This window comes from Halorubrum halodurans (genome assembly GCF_002252985.1).
GTDB lineage: Archaea > Halobacteriota > Halobacteria > Halobacteriales > Haloferacaceae > Halorubrum > Halorubrum halodurans.
Genome location: NZ_NHPJ01000112.1, coordinates 1,035 through 1,420, shown reverse-complemented (window position 1 = coordinate 1,420; position 386 = coordinate 1,035). Strand labels below are relative to the sequence as shown.

Below are 386 nucleotides of genomic sequence, written 5' to 3'. Positions count from 1 at the left end.
GTCCCCGCCCACGCTCCCCGACCCCGTCCTCTCCGACGGTCACCTCCGCCGAGAGCTCCCGTGCGCGATCGGGCCGATCCACCCCGCGGTCACGGGAACTCGTCGCACGACGTGCCCGGCTGCGGCCGGTCCCTCGCTACCCGATGACGCCGACGAGCAGCTGGACCGCGATCAACACCAGGAAGACCAGTCCGGCGGCGAACGAGCCGGCGGCGACGCCGTGTGCGTTGCCGAGGCCCCGACCGCGCACGCCGAAGTACGCGCCGAGGAAGACGAACGCGGTGACGAGCAGTCCGACGACGGCGAACAGCGCCCCGAGGAGCGATCCGGAGATCCCCTCGACGACCGCGAAGTTTCCGACCGAGAGGACGACGAGCGCGCCGACG

The 386-nt window shown here is 72.5% G+C and carries 1 pseudogene; it reads right to left on the bottom strand.

Features of this window, described 5'->3' with window-relative positions:
* Positions 1-136: 136 nt before the first annotated feature.
* A pseudogene (locus DJ70_RS13025) lies at positions 137-386 on the bottom strand (hypothetical protein); the annotation flags it as partial.